The organism is Mucilaginibacter sp. P4_A11, assembly GCF_056402535.1.
Genome location: NZ_JBFUHE010000001.1, coordinates 1 through 17,062, shown reverse-complemented (window position 1 = coordinate 17,062; position 17,062 = coordinate 1). Strand labels below are relative to the sequence as shown.

Here is a 17,062-nt window from a genome sequence, read left to right as displayed (position 1 = left end):
ACCCGATATCATGAAAAACTATAAATATATCATCGCGATTTTTGTGCTGGCGGGATTAAGTGCCTGCCGCAAAAACCTGCTCGACGTGCAGCCAACCACGCTGCTCACCAAAGACCAGATTTACGGAAGCCCGGCCGGCGTAACGGCCTATTTCGCTTCCCTGTATAAAGATATGCCTATCGAAGAATATTCGTTTTGCAACGGACGTTTCGGACAATTTCCCGGCGATGGCCATCAATATACCGCCAACTGGAGCGACGAGGCTTTCAACTCCAACAACGCGGGCATCAATGAGGAAAACTGGGGTAACCTTTACAAGGCTATCCGTAACGTGAACACTTTTATCCAGGAGATAGCGGCTGTAACCAATGTTGATGCGCCAACTAAAAAACGCTATTCGGCTGAGGCTCATTTTGTGAGAGCTTACTATTATTTCGGGCTGGTGAAATATTATGGTGGTGTACCTATCCTTACCGAACCGCCAACGGATCCTAACGCTCTACTGAAACAACCCCGTAACAAAGAAGAGGAAGTTTGGGACCTGATTAAAAACGACCTGGAGCAAGCCGCCGCCGATTTGCCCGAAACCAGCGATTATGGCCGTGCCAATAAATATGCCGCCCTCGCGCTCGAATCGCGCGCTATGCTGCATGCAGGCTCGATAGGTAAATTTGGTACCGTACAGTTAGGCGGCGTAGTAGGAGTAAGCCCGGCTAAGGCTACCGAATATTTAACAGCTGCCTATAATTCGGCTAAAACCATTATTACAGATGGTAAGTACAGCCTGTTCAATAAGTACCCTACAGATCTATCCAAAAACTTCCAGTACCTGTTTTACGAATGCAAACCCGGTGATTCTAATACCGAGGCCATATTTTGTAAGGGCTATGATTACGATGCAACCCAGCGCACCCACTCGCAGGATCTGATGGTGCTGCCCGATTATATCCGCTCACCGATAGGCTATGATAACCGCCTCGAACCAACGCTTGACCTGGTTGAAAAATTCGAATCAAAAACAAGTACCGCCGGTGCCAACGAGCCGTTAAATATCGGCACACCGGCCAGCTATGTACATTATCCAACGCTAAGCGGCCCTTTTGAAAATAAAGACCCAAGGTTGATGGGATCTATAGTAGTTACCGGCACATCGTTCCGCGGCGCTACTATTACCGGTCAGCGTGGGGTTATTTATAATAACAAGGAATACAACGGCAACCAGGTGCTTCAATATTTTGATGTGAATACGTTATCGTTCACCTTAACACCAACCAACGTGGTAGGTACGGGTAACTCCAATTCAAATTCGCTTACCTTCTGGCTCAAAAAATGGACTGATCCCGTTACTGATCGTAACCTGTTGTATGATTATTCATCACGCACCTCATGGCTTGATCTGCGCTACGGCGAAGTATTGCTTAACTATGCTGAAGCTTCTTTCGAACTTGGTAAAGACCCATCCGAAGCTTTGGGTGCCGTTAACCAGTTACGTGTAAGAGCCGGCGTTGCATCATTAACAGCAATCAGTCGTGAAAAGATCAGGCACGAGCGTATGGTGGAGCTTTCGTTCGAGAATCGCACATTTTGGGATTACATCAGGTGGCGTACCCTTACCTCCGAGTTTAACATCAGGCAGGAATACGGACTGGATATTTACTATGATGTAAACACCAAAGATTATGTATTCAAAAAAGTTCCGGTAGGCGGCGGTAAAACTTACCAGGCCCGTAACTACTACTCGCAAATACCGGGCGGCGAACGCTCGTTAAATACGGCACTTATTGATAACCCCGGCTACTAAAAAATATTGAAATCATGAGATCATCCATAATATATACCTTAATTCCCTGCATGCTGCTTTTTTATTCGGGATGCAAAAAGTACGATAATTACGCGGCCCCTGATGCCGGTGTGTACGGAAAAGTAATAGACTCCGGAACCGGTGGTGGCATTGAAACCAAGCAGCCCGGCGGCGGCGATATTAGGTTTTTGCAAAATAACAAAGCCAAATATCCAAGTCCGCAGCCTATTGATATATCCATCAAGGCGGATGGTTCATATTCGACCACGCAGTTTTTTGCAGACAATTATAAAGCTTTCCCCTTGAACGGCCCTTTTATTTATGCCGACGATTCGGTAAGCGTGGTATTAAATCATAACCAAAAAACACAGCTCGATTTTAAGGTGATCCCTTTTTACAGGATAACCGCGGCTGTTGCGGATAGTACATTCAGCTACACGGTAAACAAAGCACCCGAAAACGATTCGAAACTGATTGAGTTGATATTTATGGTATGCAAAGACCCGGTAGTGAACGAAAATGTAAGCTCGAACGTAGCCGGGCCGGGTACTTACTACGCCAATTTATGGAAAGTACCTACAGACGGCACACCGGATGCTACAATTGTAGGCAAGCCGCAAACCTTTACTTTCCACTGGGCTGATACAAGGCTGCCTAAAGGCGAGTATTATTTCAGGATGGGGGCGAGGGCAGCTAATTCGCCTAACTCAACCTATAACTATAGTCCGGTGGTTAAGGCTACGGTGCATTAAAATAATACATTAATAATTTATTGCGAGTAGGTAAAAACGGGGGCATTTGAAGGAAATAACATCATGCCCGAATCGTCATGCCGAACTTGTTTCGGCATCTCACAGGATAGGTAGACGATTTGCTTAGCATGGTTGCTTAGCGAGTGGGATGTTGAAATAAGTTCAGCACGACATCTTTAAAAATGGGTGTCATGCTGAGCTTGTCGAAGCATGGTGGGGAAGGACTCTACGCGCGACCCTTCAACAGGCTACCCATGACATAATTAAAAATGGGTGTCATGCTGAGCCTGTCGAAGCATTGTGGGCAAGGCCTTTACGCGCGACCCTTCGACAAGCTCAGGGTGACAGGCCATCCCGTCTAATGTCATATCTCCTTCGGAGGCGGACGCTTTTATTTACTCAGGGTGACAGACCCACCCACCTAATGTCATATGCCTCGGCTTTTACCTACTTGCAATAACATTTTCAACCGCTTTCCCCAAAAAATTCAACCCGCCCATCCGGATTGATCACACTATGAAAAAGAAACTACTACTATTAAGCCTGTTTACCGCAACCGTGCTGCAAGGCTTCAGCCAGCGGTTACAATACACAGGCATATTTGCCCCATCTACCGGTTTTGTTAAAGAAGCCGAAAAACCCTATCGACAGGAACTCTGCCTGAACGGCTCCTGGCAATTCCAGCCTGTACAATTGACTGCCGGTTTCCGTGAGGGTAGTGACCCTGCACATGCATTACCGGCCATGCAGCCCGATCAATGGGATAAAACCCCCATCCGCATCCCCTCACCCTGGAACGTGAACAGCTTTGCTGATGAACACGGGCAAGGCGGCGATTTCCGCACCTTTCCATCATACCCCAAAGAATGGGAACATATAAAAATAGGCTGGCTACGCCGCAAGTTCAGCGTGCCTGCAAACTGGAACGGTAAGCGTTTATTAATGCATTTTGAGGCCTTGGCGGGTGATGCTCAAATCCTGATAAACGGCAAACCCGCAGGTGAACATTTTGGTATTTTCCTCCCTTTTGATTTAGATGTGACTCAGCTGGTAAAGCCTGGTGCCGAAAATGAAATAGCAGTTGGCGTTCGCAAGGCATCATTATTTGATAAAAATGGAAATTACGGAAGGCGTACTTACCAGGCAGGCTCATTCTGGGGACAGCATATTGCCGGCATCTGGCAGGATGTTGCTTTGATTGCTGTGCCGCAGGTGTATGTTAAAGATGTTTTTGTGAAGCCGGACGTACAAGGCGATCATCTTGCTGCCGAGATCACCATAAAAAACGATGGCGACCGGGATGCAAACATCACGGTAGATGCCGGAGCCTATAAATGGCAGGCTGATAATCCTGCCGATGCCGCCGAGCCCGCAGGTAAACTTGCAACTGCCTCTGCCTTGGATATATCGGCTGTGAAAGTTAAAGTTCCGGCGCATACCGAGAAAGTAATAACGCTTAATTCGCTGGTAGGTGATAAGCTTGCGCGCTGGTCGCCGGATGAGCCTAATTTGTATGCTTTGCTGGTCCGTGTTAACAATGGTAAGCAATTGGTGGATACCCGCTACACCCGCTTTGGCTGGCGTACCGTAAACATTAACGGTGGGCAGGTGTTGATGAACGGCAAACCCATAATTATGCGCGGCGATTCGTGGCATTTTTTGGGTATCCCGCAAATGACCCGCCGCTATGCCGTAGCATGGTTTAAAGCCATGCGCGATGCCGGGTTGAATGCCGTGCGTTTGCACGCCCAGCCATACCCATCCTTTTACATGGATGTTGCCGACGAGATGGGCATCATGGTGTTAGATGAAACCGCCATCTGGGCCAGTGATGGTGGCCCGAAAGTGGATGATCCTGACTATTGGAAGGATACCAAACACCATGTTGCCGAACTGGTACTACGTGATCGTAACCATCCATCAGTTTTTGGCTGGAGCGTATCAAACGAGGTAATGCCCGTAGTAGTGAATGTGATGCGTAACCCTACCTGGATAAAAGATACCCTGATCAATTATTATGGCATCTGGGCCGATATCTGCCGCAAACTCGATCCCACCCGTGCCTGGATCTCGGCCGATGGCGAAGATGATGCTGAAGGTAAACTACCCACCTACATCATCCACTACGGCGACCAAGGCACCATGGACCGTGCGCGCAAAAGCGGTAAACCCTGGGGAGTAGGCGAAGCCGGAAACGCCTACTACGGCACCCCCGAGCAGGTAGCCGAAACCAACGGAAACCGTGCCTACGAATCTTTTTTGGGCCGCATGGAAGGCGTAGCCCAATCATCCTACCAAAACCTGATGCAGCAGCGCGAGAGAGAATCTATCTATAATAGTGTATTTAACCTGGTGTGGTATGGCTTAAAACCGCTGCCAATCGGCCTTAAAGACAAAACCAAAGCCCCTACGCTTGAAGATGGGGTGTACTTTACAAATTATAAAGAGGATAGCCCCGGAGTGCAGCCCGAAAGGCTTGGTCCTTACAGCACAACGCTAAACCCGGGTTATGATCCTGCACTGCCGCTTTACCAAGCCTGGCCGTTGTTTGATGCCATTAAAGCCGCTGCCGAGAATAAGCCTTATGGGGTTGGTAAACCGGTTGCTAACCACGATGCTAAATCTGCGGTATCAGGTAAAGGTTCTCCTGCAACAATTATAGGAGGGGCCGGTAGCACTTTAGCCGCCGATTTGAAAAAGTTAGGTGTTATTGAACAAATCGACAAAGCTACTCCACATATTTTATTTATTGATGGCAGCAATCCACCATCGGCACAAAATAAATCAACCATTGATAAAGTGCTGGCAAGCGGCGGTACTGTACTGGTTTGGGGTGTAAGCAATACAGGTACCGCGACCTTGAATAAACTTTTGCCTTCGACGATAGAAGTAACAGAACGTAAAAGTTCATCATTATTGCCGGTATCGGCTAATAGTATAACAAATGGCATGGGCGCAGCGGATATGTATTTTTCTGAACTTAACCCTGCCGATATAGTTAGCAATGGTTTGGATGGCGAACTGGTTAAACAGGGCAAAATATTGCTAATCGCCAACAATACCGATTGGCAAAAATGGAACAAGCAAGCCGAGTACGCCAAAACCGCTATGGTAGTACGCTCCGAATTTGAAGCTAAACCATCGGGCGCGGCGATGATAGTTTATGAAAAAGGAGCCGGAAAGCTGGTTGTTACCACTTTGCCCGCCATCCCTAAGCTGTTAAAGGGGATAAGGCTTGTGAGGCAACTTTTAGGTAACGCCGGAGTGGCCCTGGCTGAAGGTACCGAAGGCAGCGTGCTGAATTCCAATGGTAATATTACCGGTGTATTATATGCAGGCAATTTTACGGCGAGATCGGCAGAAGAAGCTAAAACAAGAAACTTCGTTGATCAGGAAGCTGCCGATGAGATGAAAGACGGTGTTGAAATTCATCGTAAAATCTGGACATCGCTTCATGCCGATAAGGAAACTTTTGACCTTTCGGCCCTGGATGGCGGTGCAACCAACGGCAGACAGCAGGTAGCCTATTTAAGTTTTTGGGTATCAAGCCAACGTTCGCTTGAAGATTTGCTTGCCGAGCCGAATTTGCCGGTTGTGAACCTGCAGGTAAAAACAGGCGGAAGCGCAACGGTGTTTGTGAACGGTAAACAAATACTTGATGCCGAAACCGGCGGCGAAGCAAAAGAACTTAAGTTAAAACGGGGATGGAACCATTTTTTAATCAAACTTGTACGTAATGGCAGTAACTGGCAGTTAGCAGGCAAGTTGACATCCAATCAGCCGGAGTTTATTAAAACACTTGGTTCGGCGGTGCAAAAGCCGTAGAAGACCTGTATATAGCTGTTTTGCTGTCCTCCGACTTCGGACGACTATGTCAGGAGTTTACAACTCCAGTAACAAGCAAAAAAATATATTTATTTCATAACTATGCCTGGAGTTGCAAACTCCTGGCATAGTTAATTCGAAGTCAGAGACTCCGAACAGCATAATAGTTTTGTTACATTAAATTATGAGGCTGATACATTTTTAACCTAACCATCCCCTTTTTTACGAAAATCGAAATTCTTGCCCCCTTGCATGAATTTGCTATGCAGCATCGTGTTTTTAATTTAAATTTACCCATGCCATTTACCTATGGCAGCCAATTTTAAGCGTTGCTGTAGCATTGCCAATTAATAGATATTTGTTTGGGACAAGCATGGGGAAGTTTTATTTGCTTTTTAGTAAAGTTGTTTTTGTGCTATTTTTTTGCCTTTGGGGCCTTGATAGTCTTGCTCAAAACTATGGCTTAAGGTTCGCGAGCCATGAGGTGGTGCAGGATAAAAGAACATCGCTTGAGCTTAGTCCCGAAAAAGGTTTCTGCTTTAATGATAATTTCGAACTATCCTTTGATGTTTCCTTCTTTCCCGCGTATAATGTTTATTTCGGTTATGTGGTTAGGATTATTTCTGATGATAAGCACAATTTCGACCTGGTTTATAATACGGCAAAAAATCATTTCGAACTGGTAACGGGCGATAGGGAGCCGCAGATTAGTTTCGGTATCGATCAAAATAATCTCTATAATAAATGGAACCGGGTGCGAATACAGTTTGATGCCGGTAATAATCGTTTACAGGTTATCTCAGCAGGAAAAATCTATACTCAACAAAATATCCCCTTAAATAAAAATGCCTGTTACCATATCACGTTCGGGACCAACAACCATGGCGAGTTTGAGACTACCGATGTGCCGCCCATGAAAATCAGGGACATCCGGGTTGAACAGAAAGGGACAACCCAATACAGTTGGCCCCTCAATGAAACGGGCGGAACTATTGCCCACGAGAAGGTAAAACATCAGGACGCTGCCATCATTAATCCTACATGGGTATCATCCATGCACCAAAACTGGAGCAAAGCACAGGCTTTCACCGCCAACGGTATGGCCAGCGTAAGCTTTGATGCCGATGAGGAAGCCTTGTTAGTTATCGGGACTGATACTGTTTATACTTATGATATTAACAGCGGTATCATCAAAAAAAATGCGGCCGCCACAAAACTTAACCTTGTACAGGGTAACCGGGCCATATTTAATCCGCTTAATAAAAGTCTGTACAGCTTTTATACGGATGCCAAGCAGGCCGAAAAGTTTGATTTTAACACCAACACATGGTCGGGTAATTTTAAGCCGGGGCAGGTTACGCGTTACTGGCACATCAATAAAATCATTTCGCAGCGCGATTCATCCATGTACGATTTTGGGGGATATGGTTACCTGCTTTACCATAACGAGGTGCTTCAGTATCATTTTAATACAAATAAATGGGATAGCATCATTTACAAAGGTGATTTTTACATGCCACGTTACCTGGCCGCTACCGGCGCTACCGCAAAAGGTGATACTGCCTATATTTTAGGTGGCTACGGCAATGCCAGCGGAAAACAGATCCTTACGCCAAAGTATATGTATGATATGATGCGCTATACGGTTAGCGACCATACATTTAAAAAACTTTTCGATATAGCGCCGCGCGGTACTGATGGTTTCACTTTTGCCAACTCGCTTATTATTGATCAAGGGAATAAAAGTTATTATGGACTGATTTTTCCGCGGCATATTTATAATTCTACGTTAAAACTGATCCGCGGTTCGCTTAATAATCCTGCATATGAGGTGCTTGAAAGCGGGATCCCTTATAAGTTTCATGATGTACACTCCTTTGCTGATCTGTATTTTGCTCCACGGTCAAACAAATTTATAGCGGTTACGCTTTTACGGAGCGATGCCGGGCAAACGCAGGTTGAGGTGTACACTTTACTTGGGCCGCCGCTGTTTCAAACCGTGCAGTCAGGAAGCAATGTTACTAATCACGCTTCGATGCTTTGGGTAATTTTTGCAGTAATTATAGTTGGAGGAGGCGTGGTTTATTTAATCCGCAAAAAAGGCGGGAAAATGCCCCCCCCCGCAACTGCTAAGGCCACCCCCGTTGTTGTTGAACCTTCGGCAATGCAGGCACAGCCGATTGATCATCATCCCGAAATTATAATAGAAGAAGAGCCCGAGCAGCCATCTATCGAGCAGCAACCGTTAAAAAATGCTATCCTGCTGTTTGGTGATCTGCAGATATTTGATGCGCAGGGTGTAGAAATGACCAAACTGTTTACCCCGCTTATTAAAGAGATGTTTTTGCTGATATTGCTCAACACCATCAGGCTTGGCCGGGGGATAAGCTCTGAACGGTTAAACGAAATGTTCTGGATAGATAAATCTGAAAAAAGTGCCAGGAACAACCGCTCGGTGAGTATAGTAAAACTCAAAACCCTGTTAGAACGGATGGATCATTGCCAGCTATCTAAAGAAACCGGCACCTGGACAATCGATCTTGATTTGGAATTGGTGTACGTTGATTATCGTAACTATTTAAGCCTGGTTAAAAACAAGCGGAAGCTGAATAAAGAGAAGATCAAAGAGCTTTCAGGCATTACCCAACGTGGCCAGTTCCTTTCTAACAGCGATTATGAGTGGTTGGAAACGTTCAAATCCGAGATTTCGAACGATGTGATTAATACTTATCTCTATCACGCACGTTCGGGTGAGTTTAGCCACGATTCCGAATTTTTAATAGAACTGGCTAATTTCATTTTTTACTTTGATGCAGTTAATGAAGATGCCATGATGTTGAAGTGTAAAGCGTTTTCGGCTTTAGGCAAGCACTCATTGGCCAAACATACATTCGAGAATTTCAGTAAAACCTACAAATCTATTTATGAGCGGGACTTTGAAAAGGATTTCCAAGTAATTTGTTCCTGATAAAGAACATCGGGCTTTGTTTACTACAACTGCGGAGATGCTATTGGCAACAGGAAGACAGCTGCCAGCTTTTTGAAAGTGACGCTGGAACCGATTTTACCGAGGCACTAATATTATCCAGGAAAGCGAGACGAAGGAAAAGAAACGACGAAAGAAAAAATCCCATGGTAAACAAGTGTCGCTCCGCACGTGCAGGAGTGTACTCGTTCCTCCTACACACCTGCCTTTCCGGCGCACAGGCTATGGGTTAGTCACAGCACCGCAGTCACAAAATTAGCTACGCAGGAAAACGGTCAAGGGTATTTAAACCACGGCTATCGCCGTGGCCCTTGACAGCTTTCCTGCTAACAGCTCCGGTTGTTTAAGCGGTGATATGACTGGGTGTGTTTGTGATTATATAGCCAGTCGGCTAACATGTACAGGCAGACTCAATTCTGGAAATATCTGTTATAAACGTCTATAACTGCTTTCTTAAGTTCAATAGGTAAGTCCCGTTGTATCTTCCAAATGAGTTTGGCTGTATTAATATCACCGGAAGCAGATTGAACAACGTCAAACAGATCAAAAATTCCTTCAATCTTATGAAGTTCGAAGTAAGGTTCAAATCGTTGACCTATAACAGCAAATTCTTTATCGTTGATAAATGCAAATAACCTATCCTGGTAATTGCTTTCACCAGCATGATCATCCATTAACTCTTGTTCTTTAAGATTTCTACTTTTTCACGTTCGCTTTGAAGTAATTCTTGGTAAAGCCTCTTGTTTTCTTCAAAAAGCTCTATCAATTTATCAATTGGATTGAAAGTCGGGTAATAGTTGAAAAAAGCAGCCTGATCATGATTGTTAACGGTGTTTCCAATAATATTAAAGACAGCTTCTTCAGTAAAGTTCTTAATCGCATCAACAGGCACTTTGAGTATGGCGGCTACCTGTGCGAGAATATCATCTTCTATAGTTTCTTCGGCTTCTAACAACGAAACACGCCTTTGGCTCCAGTCTTCTCCTAACTCCAAAGCCAAGCCCTCCTGTTTGATGCCCAACATTTCCCTGAAACGTTTGACGTTACGACCGTGATGAATCTGGGTTGGTTTTTCGCTGGTAGTACTCATAGGGGGTTGTTTTGGTCAAAAATAAGAAAAATAATATATAGGCTGTTTATCTAAAATAGAAATAATACCCGATAAGATATCGCTTCCCGTGTTTAAGTTAAACCTTTTAAAGATGGTTTAGCATGTTATGGTTTATCAATTTTGTTTTGCCGGTCAATGCAGAGCGGCATCAAATTGAAGGCTTATGTATTGCGGTGTTTATGCTCCCTGGGATCACGCTCCAAAATTTCTGCGTTTATCAGAGGTAAAGAATCCCATGCTACCTGTAAAATATTTCTTTGATGCGCATGATGTTGAAGGTCATGAAGGAATATTAAAGCTTTGGCGTGATCATGTCGTAAATGACGGATTTTATAATCATCAAAGGTTTGGGCCAGGAGTTATTTATCACGATTACGAATTAAATGTCAGGCTTATAGAGGCTTTGCACTTACTAATGCTGGAGCATGAAAGTACGTCGTATCTTAAAGAGTCGGTAACCGCGGAACAATTAGATACCGAAAAGGAGAAATGGGATTGGTTTCCGTCTGGTTTATCAGAACAAGAATTATATGACCCTTACATCATAATAAAAGCTGCTTTTGAAGAAATAGAGCCACAGGAGTTTAGGGATCATCTTAGCGAATGGCTCGCTGCGGCATTATCGACTCAAGCAATTGATGAATCTGTGACACCGGGGGAGATTATCACAGTGTTCGAGCATCTTAAAAAACTCTACTCTGCCGCCTGGATAATCAGGCAACGCGAACACGATAAACCACTCTTGGGAAATAATGAATCTGAAAACATTAGAGGAACGAAAGTTATAAAATCGAATCAACCAATCCTTAGGGTCGTACAAACACCTGCAGAAAGGCTTGCACTCAAGGAGGTTACTAATGCGATACTTAAAATAGTGCCTTCGGTTAAGGCTATAATTCATATCGGCAGGCTTAAAAACCCGGAAGCATTTATGCTATACTTAATAGTTGACGATGCTAAAACCCCTATTGACCGTAATCTTAACAAGATAATTGAAAATGGAGTCGAAAATCTGATCACAATCATAACCGTAATTGAAAACATAGACGTTTTACAGAAACAAGGTGACGAAAAATCGGCGTTTCTCAGATATGTAATAGCGAAAGGTGTTATCGTTTATCAAGCCGTGGGTGTAGTTTTAAATGAGTTGCCGATAGTAGTTCCTTATGAAAATGTTAATTCTGAGGGAGGCTATCTTCAACAAAAGCTAAGAGAAGGCAGTATGTGTTACGACCTCATAGACTATGAGATCGAAGCCCAGAAGCCATTTGAATCGCTTTCGTTGATCGCCCAGTCTATGATTGCAACATTACAAGGATTGCTGTTTTTCATGACTGGTTACAAAACTAATATGGCTGAAATTGAGAGATTAACTTGGTTAACACAGCTGTTTACCAATGATATCGAAGAACGTTTTTGTCGTCTTGCCACATTAGAGGGTGATTTATATACTCAACTAATGAGTGCGCAACCTGATATTATTGGTAATGCACCTGATATATCACTCCCGGAAGTTTTGAAGTTAAAAATTGAGCTTGTTAATCAACGAATGATCGTTCGAAACCTAATGAGCATAGGCAATATCCAAACGGATACAGCCAATATTATTAATTTTTAAATTTTCAATTGTATTATGATGTATAGCGGCAAATATGTCCCATGGGATAGTTTTCCTAAAAGCCTAAGCTTTCAAGAATTACAATACCCACTATCCGTTTTGAAAGAGTTTTTCGACTCTGACTGGCCCGAAGGGCATATCGAAGATCTGAAAACCTGGCGATCATTTGTGATTTCACATAGATACTATACTCACGAAAAACTTGGTGCCGGGAAGCTGCTAAGCAAGTATCATTCTACTTTAAAACTACTTGATGCACTATACGTCCTGCATTTATTAAATCGGGAGGATCCAAGTGAGGCAGTAAGCGAAGAGCAGTTAATTGGCGAACGAAGCAATTGGCATTGGATGCCTGAAAATCTTTCAGAAGAAGAAATACTGAAGCCGTACTTGCTTACTAAGCGCATTTTCAAAAAAATTAAACCCCAACAATTCCGGGACTATTTGATGGAATGTATAGATTTTGCACTTGGCCCCAACCCTGTCAATTCAATGTCTGCAAAGGAAGTTATTTCTTTATTTAAAAAAATCAAAAAACTCATTTCTGTAGCCTGGATAATTCGGCAACGTGAAACTGAGACGCCAGTTTACAAATGAGCAAAGTATATAAAATGAATTTTCAATATGAAAAACGACCCAATTAAACTTACTGATTTACAAACTAAAGAATTGCAGGAAATTGCCAAAACGTTAACCAATCAGTATCAAATTCAGAAGATCATTTGTTTTGCTGCAATAAACAGATCAAGCGAGGAAACAACTGTTTTTGATCGTTCAAATGTTATTTCTGCAACCAATTATTATCTACTGGTAATGACTACTGAAATTACCCGCATAGAGCATGCAATGCAGGATTATATCAGTAAATTATTCCCAGGTACATTTGTGATCGCACACGGCCTTGAAACAGTAATGAACCTCGTTTACAAATACGACACTTTCTTTTTGAATGCCTGTTTAAACGGCGCATTAATTTATACATTCGATGGGTTTACGATGATTCCTGATTTTGACGAAGCGAAAGCTGAAGAAGCGATATTGAAAGATCGTGAAGCTTTTAAACAGATCAACAACCTGGCATCTGGTTTCTTAGAAAGTGCATGGCACTGCCTTGAAAACGATTTTGACAATAATGTAATCTTTTTACTTCATCAAGCCGTTGAGCAAGGTTGCCGGGCATTAATCAGGTTATTTACGGGATACCGTTCTGACATTCATAATATCAGCCGGTTGATTGATTTCTGCAATTGCTTTTCACCGGAACCGTCAGCGCTATTCCGGCGACATTTTGCAAAAGAGAAACACCTGTTTAAGGTACTTTCCGCAAGCTACTCGGATGCCCGCTATAAAGATAACTACCAGGTAGTTGACCATGAAGCTGATTTATTATGCACTCAAGTGCAAGCCTTTCTTGATCTCATAGAAGAACTGGCAAAAAAAGAGACCGCACCGGGTACTGCTAGGACCACAGTTGAGGCATCGGCAGAGGTCGTGGATTATTCCTCGGCCCTGCCTGCTTCGCTGTGATTGCTCTAAGGGGTGTCCATGGAACTTCATAAAACAGGGACTGGTATCGGCTAATGAAGTCAGTAATGTAATTTAATATGATTGACGATTGATTATAAAGAAACCGCACAGGGTACCGCTAAGGACGCAGCGAAAGTATCGGCAGAGGTCGCGAATTTTCCCGGCCCTGCCAGCTTCGCTGTGATTTTCATCAGGGATAATGACACGGATTTAAAATTAAAAAGATGTACGACAGACCAATAGCACCATGGGAGCATTTTCCAAAAACATTAACTATAAGCGAATTGCTTAATCCGTTAAAAATAATAAAGCAATATTTTAACACGGAACTACCAAGAAAGAAATTTGATAAGATCGATCAATGGCGGGATTTCGTTCTTAAATATGATTGTTACAACGATCCAAATCTCGGACCCGAGCCATTACTTTCAGTTTACGATGAGAATTTGAGGTTTATGGAGGCAGCATATCTATTTCTATTAAACCAGAATGATCTTACTTATTTTCCAGGAAGAATTTCTGAGAAAGAATTGGATGTAGAACGGCGAAAGTGGGAATATTATCCGGTAACACTTTCCGATGAAGAAATCATTGACCCATACATAACATTGGAAAATTGTTTCAAAGAATATCCTCCTCAACTTTACCGGGATCGTCTACATGAGTGGTTACATTTTGCTTTGTCTACTGAAACCAATTATGATGTCGTACCACCGGACGATGTTATATCTTTTCACGAATCAATTAAGCGTCTAATAGATGTAGGGTGGCTTTTAAAAAAAAGATTAAATAACCACTAAAGATTCAATTGCACATTTAATTAAAATTTCGCAGCGTTGGCGGGCGGTTTTGTTGCTCAGGCTGCCCCGCCATTTGGCCCGCTTAACTTTGAACTCAATTCAATATTATAATGTAAATAAATTTCAACCGAGGACTGGTAGGTCAATGAGGTGTTGCAAGATCACCTAATAGTGATCTTGCTCACCCTTTGGATTATTATCACGTCCGAAATCGTTTTAATAAAAGGGTAAATAATATTTAAACGTTCAATTGTGATAGTTCAATATGAATATAGTTGAAGAATTGAAAGAAGTCTTGTAGTATTTTCAACTCGCCCCATCCTATTTTTTTCTTATTACTATCAATTAAATCACTGTTAATTAATGGATAATTCTTCATATTTGAAGAATTGAAACTTGTTTAAGTTTCATTGTGATAAGGTTTAGGAAAAAGTCCCGACGGCGAGCGTTTAGGGACTTTTATTAAGTTCAACACGAAAATATCAATCAGTATCTGGCATATAGCCTATTCTTTTTCTTGGTTGCTTTTCAGATTTGGAATTATCTATGCGCTTCGATAGTTCATCTAGATAAGAGAACACAACTTCAATATTTTTATCCTGGACGTCAAGCTTTGTTCTGATACGTTCTATCTCCTGCTTCAACTCTGTGTTGTCTATAAGTATTTGACGTAAGCGAATAAAAATTCGCATGATCCTGATATTTACTTGAATCGCTGATGCGCTGTTTAAAACACTTGAAAGCATACTGATCCCTAATTCAGTGAAAACCATCGGCGCATATTTAATATTATAACCTTGTTTCAAGGTGCCATTTTGGCTCCTTGAAATTAGCGCATATTCATCCGGCGTTAGTTCAAACATAAAGTCTTCACCCGGAAACCTTTCTATATTCCTCCTGACTTGTCTCTTCAATTGTTTAGTCTCTACTTGATAAAGCGCCGCCAAGTCGCTGTCCAGCATTACTTTTTGGCCTCTTATGTAGTAAATCTGTTTTACTACGATCTCCTCGGGTATTAATTCACCATTTGCCATTGTCATCTTTATATTTAAATTATCAGAACCTTATTATGAGTCAAAATACACGGGATAGCGAACCATCCCGTATTCGATCATTGATCAGCTTGCAGCTAACTTCTGCTTCAGGAGGCTCATATCTTCACTGATCTTATGATCCATCACCTTAGCGTAGATCTGTGTAGTTTTAATATTGGTATGCCCCATCATTTTAGCAACGCTTTCTATCGGCACCCCATTATTTAGCGTTATGGTAGTAGCAAACGTGTGCCTGGCAATATGGAAAGTGAGTACTTTACTTATACCGGATAGATCAGCTATTTCCTTGAGATAGGCGTTCATCTTCTGATTGCTTAATACCGGCAATACCTTGTTATCGCATTGACATTGTGGGTTTTCGTGGTACCGTTCCATAATTTCGAGTGCGGAGGGAAGCAAGGGAATCCGGGATAGCGTATCGGTTTTTTTGCGGTTGGTGTAAATCCAACTTTCGCCATCAATTCCCCTTAACACTTCAGAACGTTTAAGCTTACTTACATCTACATAGGCAAGGCCGGTATAACAACTAAACAGGAAAATATCCTTAACCAATTTCAGTCGCTCCATTGGCATCTCCTTTTCCGAGAGGGCTTTCAGCTCGTCTTTTGTTAGCGCTATTCGGTTAACCTTAGAAGTCTTCGGTTTATAGTTGAGATAAGGATCGACGGTCAACCATCCATTGCCGAGGCATATTCTCACGATCTTTCCAAAATTTTTAATGTATTTGATCGCAGAGTTATTACCGCATTTGCGGATACTTCTTAGATAGTATTCAAAATCATTTAAAAAGGAAAAGCTGATTTTGGTAACAGGCAGGTCCGACACGTTGAATTGCCATTGCATAAAATCTTTGATATGCATCAGGCAAGTTGCGTAGCGCTGCAAAGTGCTTTTCTCAAACTCCTGACCTACCAAGTTTTGCATCTTTTGATTATGATCGGCGAATACTGCTGTAATTGTTCTTACATTATCGACCTTTCCGATAAACTTGTTCCTCAAAGTTTCAGCAGTGATTAATTCATTGTGCAGGGTCATGACCCGGTGACAATCAAAGGCCTTGGATTGTAATCCATCGAGATAATTGTTTAAGGCGCGGACATCTTCTTTCGTTCCTGTAAGTCTTCCGGCTTTATTATTCCAGCGGGACGGCTCACAGGTTCTCCCGATAGTGGCTTCTGATCGTTTGCCATCAACAGTAAACCGGAGATAAACGGGCATTGGGCCTGATTGATAGTTCTTTGGCTTTTTCAAATAGAAAAGCAGATTGACGTTTGTTCTCATGGAAATGAGGATTAATAGTGAAACAAAATTAATTTTCTCATCACTTGAGCGCAAGATGTTCATATACTGAACCGCCTGCATATCAAACAGTTGCAGAAGAGTTGGTGAGTCGTTGAGCTACTTTGATTGACTCACCGCATTACTCACTTGAATCATGATTCCAAATGAATAATTTGGTGTGGCTGAAAACAAAAAACCCTTCAAATGATATCATTTGAAGGGTTTTGCTCAATTTTAATATTGATTTAGCGGAATGGACGGGACTCGAACCCGCGACCCCATGCGTGACAGGCATGTATTCTAACC

Annotated in this window: 12 protein-coding genes; 8 read left to right on the top strand and 4 right to left on the bottom strand. The window is 42.8% G+C overall.

The genetic code is table 11. From position 1 onward, the window contains the following. The first annotated feature begins 10 nt into the window (after positions 1 to 10). From AC1DUD_RS00060 to AC1DUD_RS00045, 4 genes are all read left to right on the top strand, one after another. The gene (locus tag AC1DUD_RS00060) at positions 11 to 1,801 is read left to right on the top strand and encodes a RagB/SusD family nutrient uptake outer membrane protein (RefSeq protein WP_477369786.1); all 1,791 of its coding nucleotides are present in this window, start codon (positions 11 to 13) and stop codon (positions 1,799 to 1,801) included. A gap of 14 nt (positions 1,802 to 1,815) precedes the next feature. Then, positions 1,816 to 2,553 (top strand): DUF3823 domain-containing protein, encoded by a 738-nt coding sequence (locus AC1DUD_RS00055; RefSeq protein ID WP_477369783.1) that lies wholly within the window; start codon positions 1,816 to 1,818, stop codon positions 2,551 to 2,553. A 516-nt stretch (positions 2,554 to 3,069) separates the two neighbouring features. Then, the gene (locus AC1DUD_RS00050; RefSeq protein WP_477369779.1) at positions 3,070 to 6,378 is read left to right on the top strand and encodes a glycoside hydrolase family 2 protein; all 3,309 of its coding nucleotides are present in this window, start codon (positions 3,070 to 3,072) and stop codon (positions 6,376 to 6,378) included. A 373-nt stretch (positions 6,379 to 6,751) separates the two neighbouring features. After that, on the top strand, positions 6,752 to 9,346 hold the full coding sequence (locus AC1DUD_RS00045; RefSeq protein WP_477369775.1) for a Kelch repeat-containing protein: 2,595 nt from the start codon (positions 6,752 to 6,754) through the stop codon (positions 9,344 to 9,346). A 428-nt stretch (positions 9,347 to 9,774) separates the two neighbouring features. Here AC1DUD_RS00045 and AC1DUD_RS00040 read toward each other — a convergent pair whose 3' ends face one another. After that, positions 9,775 to 10,038, bottom strand: a complete 264-nt coding sequence (locus AC1DUD_RS00040; protein ID WP_477369772.1) for a hypothetical protein — start codon at positions 10,036 to 10,038, stop codon at positions 9,775 to 9,777. Further along, positions 10,038 to 10,454, bottom strand: coding sequence for a helix-turn-helix domain-containing protein (locus AC1DUD_RS00035; protein ID WP_477369769.1), 417 nt, complete (start codon positions 10,452 to 10,454; stop codon positions 10,038 to 10,040). The genes AC1DUD_RS00040 and AC1DUD_RS00035 overlap by 1 nt, the downstream gene beginning before the upstream one ends. Before the next feature lie 184 nt (positions 10,455 to 10,638). Here AC1DUD_RS00035 and AC1DUD_RS00030 point away from each other — a divergent pair, with 184 nt between their 5' ends. The 4 genes from AC1DUD_RS00030 (at position 10,639) to AC1DUD_RS00015 (ending at position 14,420) form a co-directional block, all read left to right on the top strand. Continuing rightward, complete coding sequence (locus AC1DUD_RS00030) at positions 10,639 to 12,093, top strand: hypothetical protein (protein WP_477369766.1); 1,455 nt, start codon at positions 10,639 to 10,641, stop codon at positions 12,091 to 12,093. A gap of 15 nt (positions 12,094 to 12,108) precedes the next feature. After that, on the top strand, positions 12,109 to 12,690 hold the full coding sequence (locus AC1DUD_RS00025) for a hypothetical protein (RefSeq protein WP_477369763.1): 582 nt from the start codon (positions 12,109 to 12,111) through the stop codon (positions 12,688 to 12,690). A gap of 27 nt (positions 12,691 to 12,717) precedes the next feature. Further along, entirely contained in the window at positions 12,718 to 13,620 is a 903-nt protein-coding gene (locus AC1DUD_RS00020) for a HEPN domain-containing protein (RefSeq protein ID WP_477369760.1), read from the top strand. Between the two features lie 224 nt (positions 13,621 to 13,844). Further along, positions 13,845 to 14,420, top strand: a complete 576-nt coding sequence (locus tag AC1DUD_RS00015) for a hypothetical protein (protein ID WP_477369757.1) — start codon at positions 13,845 to 13,847, stop codon at positions 14,418 to 14,420. A gap of 482 nt (positions 14,421 to 14,902) precedes the next feature. Here the strand turns inward: AC1DUD_RS00015 and AC1DUD_RS00010 are convergent, their stop codons facing one another. Together AC1DUD_RS00010 and AC1DUD_RS00005 are read right to left on the bottom strand one after the other, a co-directional pair. Further along, complete coding sequence (locus AC1DUD_RS00010; RefSeq protein ID WP_477369754.1) at positions 14,903 to 15,454, bottom strand: ORF6N domain-containing protein; 552 nt, start codon at positions 15,452 to 15,454, stop codon at positions 14,903 to 14,905. A gap of 84 nt (positions 15,455 to 15,538) precedes the next feature. Continuing rightward, positions 15,539 to 16,756: a site-specific integrase gene (locus tag AC1DUD_RS00005; RefSeq protein WP_477369751.1), complete on the bottom strand. Its 1,218-nt coding sequence runs from the start codon at positions 16,754 to 16,756 to the stop codon at positions 15,539 to 15,541. Positions 16,757 to 17,062: the final 306 nt, after the last annotated feature.